General features: G+C 73.4%; 7 protein-coding genes. All 7 read right to left on the reverse strand.

Translation table 11 applies throughout. The features are described 5' to 3' along the window. Positions 1–249: 249 nt before the first annotated feature. Positions 250–1086 (reverse strand): orotidine-5'-phosphate decarboxylase, encoded by an 837-nt coding sequence (gene pyrF / locus AB0I11_RS33395; protein WP_357329776.1) that lies wholly within the window; start codon positions 1084–1086, stop codon positions 250–252. 333 nt (positions 1087–1419) lie between these two features. Then, the gene (locus AB0I11_RS33400; RefSeq protein WP_357329778.1) at positions 1420–2694 is read right to left on the reverse strand and encodes an adenosylmethionine--8-amino-7-oxononanoate transaminase; all 1275 of its coding nucleotides are present in this window, start codon (positions 2692–2694) and stop codon (positions 1420–1422) included. Between the two features lie 35 nt (positions 2695–2729). Next, the gene (locus AB0I11_RS33405) at positions 2730–3746 is read right to left on the reverse strand and encodes a quinone-dependent dihydroorotate dehydrogenase (protein WP_357329780.1); all 1017 of its coding nucleotides are present in this window, start codon (positions 3744–3746) and stop codon (positions 2730–2732) included. Positions 3747–3843: 97 nt separating this feature from the next. Further along, complete coding sequence (gene carB, locus AB0I11_RS33410; protein WP_357329782.1) at positions 3844–7227, reverse strand: carbamoyl-phosphate synthase large subunit; 3384 nt, start codon at positions 7225–7227, stop codon at positions 3844–3846. After that, entirely contained in the window at positions 7220–8428 is a 1209-nt protein-coding gene (gene carA / locus AB0I11_RS33415) for a glutamine-hydrolyzing carbamoyl-phosphate synthase small subunit (protein WP_357329785.1), read from the reverse strand. Before carA ends, carB begins: the two co-directional genes overlap by 8 nt. Positions 8429–8542: 114 nt before the next feature. Then, positions 8543–9874: a dihydroorotase gene (locus AB0I11_RS33420; protein WP_357329787.1), complete on the reverse strand. Its 1332-nt coding sequence runs from the start codon at positions 9872–9874 to the stop codon at positions 8543–8545. After that, positions 9871–10797: an aspartate carbamoyltransferase catalytic subunit gene (locus tag AB0I11_RS33425; RefSeq protein ID WP_357329789.1), complete on the reverse strand. Its 927-nt coding sequence runs from the start codon at positions 10795–10797 to the stop codon at positions 9871–9873. The genes AB0I11_RS33420 and AB0I11_RS33425 overlap by 4 nt, the downstream gene beginning before the upstream one ends. Positions 10798–10975: the final 178 nt, after the last annotated feature.

A 10975-nucleotide genomic window follows, 5' to 3' on the forward strand; every position in this document is an offset into this window, starting at 1 on the left:
CGCGATCTGGCACAACAACGAAACCGGCGCACCCGTCACCCGGTCACTGATCGCCTACGACCACTGACCGGAATTCGGAACAACTCGTCTAGTGCGGCGGGCGGGGCGCACCGCCGCTGCTGTGAAACGTGGTGACGCTGGCAACCAAAGGGGTCCGTGGTTCCCAGCGCGGGGAAAACTAGCGGTCAGCGGAGTTTTCGGCAACGTGGGCGCGCGAGATCAACAGAAAGTGACCGAGTCGTCAGTCAGTCAGGAACCGGCCAGGGCGGCCCGGCACTGGGTCAGCACGCGGTCCGCCGCGGCCCGCAACCCGGCCACGTCCGGGCCGGCGTGCAGCACCTCGCGGGAGTACGAGGGCAGCACCGACGGCAGGCCGTCGCCGAAGACGTTACGCAGGTCGGCGGCCGTGGCGCCCTGCGCGCCGAGCCCCGGAGCGAGCAGCGGGCCGTGCACGCCGGACAGGTCGTGGCCGGTCTCGCCGATCGTCGCGCCGACCACGAGCCCGAAGCTGCCGAGCGGGTCGGCACCCCGGTTGAGCTGGGAAATCTCATCGATCACGGTCTGCGCCACGGTGCGTCCGTCGGCGGTTACCGCGCGCTGCACCGCCGCGCCCTCGGGATTGGAGGTCAGCGCCAGCACGAACACGCCCCCGCCGTGCGCCGCGGCCAGGTCGAACATCGGGGCCAGCGCGCCGACCCCGAGGTAGGGGCTGGCGGTCACCGCATCGACATACAGCGGGCTGGATGGATCGAGGTACGCCGACGCGTACGCGCTGACCGTCGAGCCGATGTCGCCGCGCTTGACGTCGAGGAGAACGAGTGAGCCACAATCTCGCAACTGTCGGATAGTTGACTCAAGGATTCCCACTCCTCGCGCGCCGAACCGCTCGAAGAACGCCGACTGCGGCTTGACCACGGCGACCCGGTCGCCGAGCGCCTCCACCACGGTCCCGCAGAACCGCTCCAGGCCCGCCACGTCGTCGGTCAGCCCCCACCGGGTCAGCAGCCCCGGATGCGGGTCGATGCCCACGCAGAGCGGTCCCCGCTCGGCCACGGCCCGGTGCAGGCGGGCGCCGAAGCTCTCCATCGCTAACCTCCCTCTCCCGCGCGCGGCCTCCGCCGCGCGTGCCGGCGACGGGGTTCCCCGTCGCCGTCGTCCTCCCGCCGGCCACCATGGACGGTCGGGTGTCGTTCCCGTCCCGCACCGGCGCCGGGCCGGCCCGATCCGGCGCCGCGACCCGGCAGATCCCGCGCCGCGACCGGCAGATCCGGCGCCACCACCTGACAGATCCGGCACCGCTACCCGGCAGATCCGGTGCCGCGACCGGCAGATCCCGTGTCGCGACCCGGCCGCCCCGGGACGATCCGGTCCCGCCGGTTCCGGTTCCGCCGCCCAACAGCGAGCCCGCTGCCGCGCCGGCTAGCCCGCCTTGACCGCCGCCTCGACGCCGGCCGCGATCCGCGCCACGTCCGCCTCGTCGGTGACGTACGGCGGCATGGTGTAGACCAGGTCGCGGAACGGCCGCAGCCAGACACCCTGGGCGGCCGCGGCGGCGGTCGCCCGGGGGATGTCCACCTCGTGGTCGAGCTGGACCACCCCGATCGCGCCGAGCACCCGCACGTCGGCCACCCCGGGGGCGCCGCGCAGCGGCTCCAGGCCGGCCCGCAGGCCCGCGGAGATCCCCGCCACCCGCCCGGCCCAGTCCCCGGCCCGCAGCAGGCCCAGGGAGGCGTTGGCGACCGCACAGGCCAGCGGATTGCCCATGAAGGTCGGGCCGTGCGCCAACACCCCGTCGGCGGAGATGCCACGGGCCACCTCGGCGGTGCAGAGGGCGGCGGCCAGGGTGAGGTACCCGCCGGTGAGCGCCTTGCCGACGCAGAGCACGTCCGGGGCCACCCCGGCGTGCTCGGCGGCGAACATCGTCCCGGTCCGGCCGAACCCGGTGGCGATCTCGTCGAAGACCAGCAGGATGCCGTGCGCCCGGGTCACCTCGCGCAGCACCCGCAGGTAGTGCGGGTGGTGGAAACGCATGCCCCCGGCGCCCTGCACCACCGGCTCGACGATCACCGCGGCCATCTCGCCGGCGTGCCGCTCGACCGCGTCCACCAGCGCCGCCTCGTACGCCGGGTCGGGCGGGGTGTCGAAGCCGGCCGGCGGCACCGGCGCGAAGACCTGCCGGGGCAGCACGTCCCCCCAGAGGTGGTGCATGCCGCCCTCCGGGTCGCAGACGCTCATCGGGTGGAAGGTGTCGCCGTGGTAGCCGCCCCGCCAGGTGCCCAGCCGGCGCCGCTGCGGCCGGCCGGTGGCCCGCTGGTACTGCAGGCACATCTTGACCGCCACCTCGACGCTGACCGATCCGGAGTCGGCCAGGAAGACGTGCTCCAGGCCGTCCGGGGCCAGCTCGACCAGGGTCCGGGCCAGGCGTACCGCGGGCTCGTGGGTGAGGCCGCCGAACATCACGTGGCTCATCCGGCCGAGCTGGTCGGTGACCGCGGCGTCCAGCACCGGGTGCCGGTAGCCGTGGATCGCCGCCCACCAGGACGACATGCCGTCCACCAGCTCGCGGCCGTCGGCCAGCCGCAGCCGCACGCCCTCGGCGCTGTGCACCAGGTACGGCGGGCTGGCCGGCGGCAGCGCCGCGTACGGGTGCCAGACGTGCCGGCGGTCGGCGGCCAGGATCTCCTCGGGCGTCACGGTTCTCCTTCCTGGGGTCCGGGCGGGCCCGGCGGTCAGCGCCGGGCGGCCACCCGGGCGACCGAGCGGACCAGGGCCGGGCCCCGGTAGATGAAACCGGTGTAGAGCTGCACCAGACTCGCGCCGGCGTCGAACATCCGGGCGGCGTCGTCCGGGTCGAGGATGCCGCCCACGCCGATCACCGGCAGCCGGCCGCCGGTCTCCCGGTGCACGAAGGCGACCACCTCGCGGGCGCGGCCGGTCAGCGGGCGCCCGGAGAGGCCACCGGTCTCCGCCCCGCGCGCCCGGTCGGCCGGGGCGAGCCCGTCGCGGCCCAGGGTGGTGTTGGTGGCGATCACCCCGGCCGCGCCCCGGTCGAGGCAGACCTCCAGCAGCTCGGCGATGGCCGGCTCGGTGAGGTCCGGGGCGATCTTCACCAGCACCGGCTTCTCCCCCACCAGGGCGGCGAGCAGCGCGTCCAGGTGCGACCGGTCCTGAAGGGACCGCAGGCCGGGGGTGTTCGGCGAGGACACGTTGACCGCGAAGTAGTCACCGTGGCCCCGCAGCGCCCGGTACGAGGCCAGGTAGTCCTCGACCGCCTCGTCCAGCGGGGTCACCTTGGACTTGCCGAGCGAGATCCCCAGCGGTACGCCGATCGGGCGCGGCAGCGCCGCCAGCCGGGCCGCGAGGGCGTCGGCGCCGGCGTTGTTGAAGCCCATCCGGTTCACCACGGCCGCGCTGTCGCGCAGCCGGAACAGCCGGGGCCGCGGGTTGCCCGGCTGGGCGTGCGCGGTGACCGTGCCCACCTCGACGAAGCCGAACCCGAGCGCCGGCCAGGCCGGCAGCGCGACGCCGTTCTTGTCCATCCCGGCGGCCAGCCCCACGGCGTTGGGGAACTCCACCCCGAACACCGTGCGCGGCGCCGCCCGGAAGTACCGGGCCCGCAGCGCGGCCAGCGCGCCCGGCCGGCGCGACACCGCGGCCAGCCGCGCCAGCGTCCACTCGTGTGCCGCCTCGGCGTCCCCGCCCCCGATCCGGAACAACCAGGGCCGCACCACCTTCTCGAACATCACCCCGCCCCTCCCGGCCCGACCGCGTCGACCGTGGAGCCGTCGGCCCGGCACGCCCAGGTGCCGGGCAGCGACGTCGTGATCGACGGCAGCGGGGCGGTCACTCGCCGGCCCGGAGGGCGGCGTGCAGGTCCTGGAGGGGGCGGACCTGGAGGTCGCCGTTGATCCTCGCCTCGATGCCCATCACCGCGGCGGCGGCCCCCGGCACCGTGGTGATGCAGGGGATGTCCGCCGTCACCGCCGCGCTGCGGATCTCGTAGCCGTCGGAACGGGCGCTCGCGCCGGAGCCCTGCGGGGTGTTCACCACCAGCGCCACGTCGCCGCCGAGGATCAGCGACACCGCGTCCTCGCCCGCACCCGACTCGTAGTGCTTGCGGATCTGCTCGCAGGCGATGCCGTGCCGGCGCAGCACCTCGGCCGTGCCGGTGGTGGCCACGATCTCGAAGCCCAGGTCGGCCAGGCGCTTGATCGGGAAGATCATGCCGCGCTTGTCCCGGTTGGCCACCGAGACGAAGATCTTCCCGGCGGTCGGCAGCGACCCGTAAGCGGCCGCCTGCGACTTGGCGAAGGCCTGGCCGAAGCCGGTGTCGATGCCCATCACCTCGCCGGTGGACTTCATCTCCGGGCCGAGCAGCACGTCGATGCCCTTGCCCGACGGGGTACGGAACCGCTTGAACGGCAGCACCGCCTCCTTGACCGCGATCGGGGCGTCGGCCGGCATCGTGCCGCCGTCGCCGGTGGGCGGCAGCATCCGCTCGGCGCGCAGCTCGGCGATGGTGGCGCCGAGCGCGATCCGGGCCGCCGCCTTGGCCAGCGGCACCGCCGTGGCCTTGGAGACGAACGGCACGGTCCGGGACGCGCGCGGATTGGCCTCCAGCACGTAGAGCATGTCGCCCTGGAGCGCGTACTGGACGTTGAGCAGGCCCTTCACCCCGATGCCACGGGCGATCGCCTCGGTGTAGCGGCGGACCTGGTCCAGGTGCGAGCCGGCCAGGGTGATCGGCGGCAGGGCGCACGACGAGTCGCCGGAGTGGATGCCGGCCTCCTCGATGTGCTCCATCACCCCGCCCAGGTAGACGTCGCCGTCGGCGTCGACCAGCGCGTCCACGTCGATCTCGATGGCGTCGTCCAGGAAGCGGTCCACCAGCACCGGACGGTCCGGCGAGATGGCGGTGGCCCGGCCGATGTAGTCGCGCAGCGTGGCGTCGTCGTAGACGATCTCCATGCCCCGGCCGCCGAGCACGTACGACGGGCGGACCAGCACCGGGTAGCCGATCTCGTCGGCGATCGCCTTCGCCTCGTCGTACGAGGTGGCCATGCCGTGCGCCGGGGCGCGCAGCCCGGCCCGGGCCAGCACCGCGCCGAACGCGCCGCGCTCCTCGGCCAGGTGGATCGACTCCGGGGAGGTGCCGACGATCGGCACCCCGGCGTTCTTGAGCCGCTGCGCCAGGCCGAGCGGGGTCTGCCCGCCGAGCTGGACGATCACCCCGACCACGCCCGGGCCGCCGGCCGCCTTGCCGGAGGTGTCCTCGGCGTGCCACACCTCCAGGACGTCCTCGAAGGTCAGCGGCTCGAAGTAGAGCCGGTCGGCGGTGTCGTAGTCGGTGGAGACGGTCTCCGGGTTGCAGTTGACCATGACGGTCTCGTAGCCGACGCCGCCGGCACCGGACGCGGCGGCGCCGAGGGGCGCGCTGCGCAGCGCCTGCACGGCGTGCACGCAGGAGTAGTCGAACTCGATGCCCTGCCCGATCCGGTTCGGCCCGGAGCCCAGGATGAGCACCTTCGGCCGGGCCGAGGGCGCCACCTCGGTCTCCTGGTCGTACGTCGAGTAGTGGTAGGGCGTGGTCGCCTCGAACTCGGCGGCGCAGGTGTCCACCGTCTTGTAGACCGGCCGGATGCCCAGCCGGTGCCGCAGGGTGCGTACCCCGTCCTCGGCGGCCAGTTCCGGGCGGAGCGCGGCGAGCTGCCGGTCGGACAGGCCGGCCCGCTTGGCCCGGCGCAGCAGGTCGGCGTCGAGCACCGGGGCGTCGACGACCTCCGCGCGCAGCTCCACCAGGGCGGCGATCTGGTCCAGGAACCAGGGGTCCATCCCGCCGGAGGCCTCGGCCACCTCGGCGATGGAGGCGCCCAGGCGCAGCGCCCGCTCGACGGTGTAGAGCCGGCCGTCGTGCGGCGTTCGCAGCGCGGCGAGGGTGTTCTCCCTGGTGGCCCCCGCCGGGTCCGGGGTGGTCCAGAAACCCGACGCTTTGGTTTCCATCGAGCGCATCGCCTTGTTCAGCGCCTCGGTGAAGTTGCGGCCCAGGCTCATCGCCTCGCCGACCGACTTCATCGTGGTGGTCAGCTCCGGGTCCGCGCCGGCGAACTTCTCGAACGCGAACCGGGGGATCTTCACCACCACGTAGTCGAGCGTCGGCTCGAACGCGGCCGGCGTCTTCAGCGTGATGTCGTTGGGGATCTCGTCCAGCGTGTAGCCGATGGCCAGCTTCGCGGCGATCTTGGCGATCGGGAAGCCGGTGGCCTTCGACGCCAGCGCCGAGGAGCGGGACACCCGGGGGTTCATCTCGATCACGACGATCCGGCCGTCGGTCGGGTTGACCGCGAACTGGATGTTGCAGCCGCCGGTGTCCACCCCGACCTCGCGCAGCACCGCGATGCCCAGGTCGCGCAGCCGCTGGTACTCCCGGTCGGTCAGGGTCATCGCCGGGGCCACGGTGACGCTGTCACCGGTGTGCACGCCCATCGGGTCGACGTTCTCGATCGAGCAGACCACCACCACGTTGTCGTGGCGGTCACGCATGAGTTCGAGCTCGTACTCCTTCCAGCCGAGCACGCTCTCCTCGATGAGCACCTCGTGCACCGGGCTGGCCGCCAGGCCCGCGCCGGCGATGCGGTCGAGGTCCTCGTCGGTGTGCGCCATGCCGGAGCCCAGGCCGCCCATGGTGAACGACGGCCGGATCACCACCGGCAGGCCCAGCTCGACGACGGTGTCCCGGACCTCGTCCATCGAGTGGCAGACCCGGGAGCGGGGCACCAGCGCCGACGGGTCGGCCAGGCCCAGGCGTACGCCGGCCTTGGCCACGATGTCCTTGAACAGCTGCCGGTCCTCGCCCCGGTTGATGGCGTCGATGTTGGCGCCGATCAGCTCGACGCCGTACTTCTCCAGCACGCCCGCCTCGTGCAGGGCGACCGCCGTGTTCAGCGCGGTCTGCCCGCCGAGGGTGGGCAGCAGCGCGTCGGGGCGCTCCTTGGCGATGACCAGCTCGACGAACTCCGGGGTGATCGGCTCGACGTAGGTGGCGTCGGCGAACTCCGGGTCCGTCATGATCGTCGCCGGGTTGGAGTTGACCAGGCTGACCCGGATCCCCTCGCTGCGCAGCACCCGGCAGGCCTGGGTGCCGGAGTAGTCGAACTCGCAGGCCTGTCCGATCACGATCGGCCCGGAGCCGATCACCAGCACGTGCTTGAGGTCGCTCCGCTTAGGCATTCTTTCCGCCCTCACTCTGGTTCCGGTCGAGGGCGCCGCCCTCGCTCTGCTTCCGGTCGAGGGCGACACCGCCCTCGATCAGCTCGGCGAAGCGGTCGAAGAGGTAGTCCGCGTCGTGCGGGCCGGCCGCCGCCTCCGGGTGGTACTGGACGGTGAAGGCGGGGACATCGATGGCCCGCAGCCCTTCGACCACGTTGTCGTTGAGGCAGACGTGCGACACCTGGACGCCGCCGAACTCGGTCTCGATCACCTGGTCGGGCACGACCGCCCCGTTCCCCGCCCCCGGCACCTGCACCGCGAAGCCGTGATTGTGGCTGGTCACCTCGACCTTGCCGGTGCCCCGGTCGAGCACCGGCTGGTTGATGCCGCGGTGGCCGTACCCGAGCTTGTAGGTGCCGAAGCCGAGCGCCCGGCCGAGGATCTGGCTGCCGAAGCAGATGCCGAACAGCGGGATCCGCCGGCTCAGCACCTCCCGGGCCAGCGCCACCGGGCCGTCGGCAGTCGCCGGGTCGCCCGGGCCGGGCGAGAAGAAGACCGCGTCCGCCCCGGTGGCCAGCAGGTCCTCGATCGTCGACCCGGCGGGCAGCACATGGGTGGTGACGCCGCGGGCGGCGAGCCGGCGCGGCACGTTGCGCTTGATGCCCAGGTCCAGCGCGGCCACGGTGAACCGGTGCGCGCCGACCGCCTCGACCACGTACGGCTGGGCGGTGGTCACCTCGGCGGACAGGTTCGCGCCGACCATCTGCGGCGCCTGGCGGACCCGGGCCAGCAGGCGCTGCGGATCGGTGTCCACACTGGAGATGCCCACCCGCATGGCGCCCCGCTCGCGCAGGTGCCGGGTGAGCGCCCGGGTGTCCACCCCGCTGATGCCCACCACGCCCTCGGTCGCGAGCCGGTCCTCCAGCGAGCCGGTGGCCCGCCAGTTCGAGCCGATCCGGGCCGGGTCGCGGACCACGTAGCCCGCCACCCAGATCCGGGCGGACTCGTCGTCCTCGGCGTTGACGCCGGTGTTGCCGATGTGCGGGGCGGTCTGCACCACCACCTGCCGGTGGTACGAGGGGTCGGTGAGGGTCTCCTGGTAGCCGGTCATGCCGGTGTTGAAGACCGCCTCGCCGAAGGTCTCACCGACGCTGCCGTACGCCTCGCCGTGGAAGGTGCGCCCGTCCTCGAGGACGAGGATCGCGGGTGGTCTGCGGGTCACTGTGCCGGCCTTTCGTTCGCGACTGCGGGGCTCCGCTCCGCTGCACTCCTCGCGCTCACCGTGCTCGCCTTTCGTTCGCGACTGCGGGGCTCCGCTCCGCTGCACTCCTCGCGCTCACCGAACTGCCTTTCCGTCCAGGACCGTCGGCTCGCCGCGCAGGAAGGTCGCCGCGATGCGACCCGGCAGCGTCATGCGGGCGTACGGGGTGTTGCGGCTGCGGCTGGCCAGCTCCGCCGGCTCGATGACGCGGCGGGCGGCCGGGTCGACCAGGGTCAGGTTCGCCGGCACGCCGGGTGCCGGGTCGAGGCCGTGCGAGTCCAGCCCGGCGATCCGGGCCGGTGCGCGGGACATCCGCTCGGCGATCAGGTCCCACTGCGGGCCGAGCACGTCCAGCGCGATGGAGAGCGCGGTCTCCAGGCCGAGCATGCCCGGCCGGGCGTACGCCCACTCGCACTCCTTGTCCTCCACGGCGTGCGGGGCGTGGTCGGTGGCGATGATGTCGATCACCCCGTCGGCGAGCGCGGCCCGCAGCGCGGCGATGTCGGTGGCGGTACGCAGCGGCGGGTTGACCTTGAAGACCGGGTCGTAACTCCCCGCCGGGCTCCAGTCGTCCGCGAGCGTGGGGCTTGCCAGCTCACCCCGCCCGCTCACCACCTCGTCGGTCAGCAGCAGGTGGTGCGGGGTCACCTCGGCGGTGACCCGTACCCCGCGCGCCTTGGCGTGCCGGAGCACCTCGACGCTGCCGGCGGTGGAGACGTGGCAGATGTGCAGCCGGCTGCCGACGTGCTCGGCCAGCAGCACGTCCCGGGCGATGATCGCCTCCTCGGCCACGGCCGGCCAGCCGGTCAGCCCGAGGCGGGTGGAGACCTCCCCCTCGTGCATCTGCGCGCCCTCGGTGAGCCGGGGCTCCTCGGCGTGCTGGGCGACCACCCCGTCGAACGCCTTGACGTACTCCAGCGCCCGGCGCATCAGCCGCGGGTCGGCGACGCAGTGCCCGTCGTCGGAGAAGATCCGTACCCGGGCGGCCGAGTCGGCCATCGCACCCAGCTCGGCCAGGCGCTCGCCGGCCAGGCCCACGGTGACCGCGCCGATCGGCTGCACGTCGACCAGCCCGGCCTCCCGGCCGAGCCGCCAGACCTGCTCGACCACGCCCGCCGTGTCGGCCACCGGCGAGGTGTTCGCCATCGCGCAGACCGCGGTGTAGCCGCCCAGCGCCGCCGCCCGGGAGCCGGACTCCACGGTCTCGGCGTCCTCCCGGCCCGGCTCCCGCAGGTGGGTGTGCAGGTCGACCAGGCCGGGCAGGGCCACCAGGCCGGTGGCGTCGAGCACGGTGGCGTCCGGCGCGGTCAGCCCCGCGCCGGACTCCGCCACCACGCCGTCGCGGATGAGCAGGTCGGTCGGCTCCGCGCCGACCACGCTGACGTTCCTGATCAGGTACGCGGTCACCGGTTGTTCCCTCCGAGCAGCAGGTAGAGCACGGCCATCCGCACGGAGACCCCGTTGGCGACCTGTTCGACGATGGTGGAGCGGGGCGAGTCGGCCACCTCGGGGGTGATCTCCATGCCCCGGTTCATCGGGCCCGGGTGCATGACGATCGCGTGCTCGGGCAGCCGGCGCATCCGCGGTCCGTCCAGCCCGTAGCGGCGGGCGTACTCGCGGGCCGAGGGGAAGTAGGAGTCGCCCATCCGCTCGCGCTGCACCCGCAGCATCATCACCACGTCCACACCCGGTAGAACGGCGTCGAGGTCGTAGGAGACGTCGGTGCCCGGGGCGAGCGCCTGCGGGATGTCGACCGGGATGAGGGTGGGCGGGCCGACCAGGGTGACCTTCGCGCCGAGGGTGGAGAGCAGCAGCACGTTGGAGCGGGCCACCCGGGAGTGCAGCACGTCGCCCACGATCGCCACGTGCAGGCCGGCCAGCCGGCCCAGCCGGGCCCGCATGGTGTACGCGTCGAGCAGCGCCTGGGTGGGGTGCTCGTGGGTGCCGTCGCCGGCGTTGACCACCGAGCCGTCGACCCAGTTGGCCAGCCGGTGCGGGGCGCCCGAGGCGGGGTGCCGGACGACCACCGCGTCGGCCCCCATGGCCTGCAGGGTCAGCGCGGTGTCCTTCAGGCTCTCGCCCTTGGTCACGCTGGAACCCTTGGCCGAGAAATTGATCACATCGGCGCTGAGCCGCTTGGCGGCCGCCTCGAACGAGATCCGGGTTCGCGTGGAGTCCTCGTAGAAGAGGTTCACCACGGTCCGGCCGCGCAGCGCGGGCAGCTTCTTCACCTCGCGCCCGGCCACCGTGGCCATCTCGGCGGCGGTGTCCAGGATCTGGGTGGCGGTGGCCGCGTCCAGGTCGGCCCCGGAGAGCAGGTGCCGGATCATGAGCGGGTCCGCCCTTCGGTCACGACTGCGGGGCTCCGCTGCGCTGCACTCCTCGCGCTCACCGGGAGCCGCCCTTCGTTCGCGACTGCGGGGCTCCGCTGCGCTGCACTCCTCGCGCTCACCGGGAGCCGCCCTTCGTTCGCGACTGCGGGGCTCCGCTGCGCTGCACTCCTCGCGC

Origin of the sequence: Micromonospora sp. NPDC050495 (assembly GCF_040655175.1) — a bacterium.
Classification (GTDB): Bacteria; Actinomycetota; Actinomycetes; order Mycobacteriales; family Micromonosporaceae; genus Micromonospora.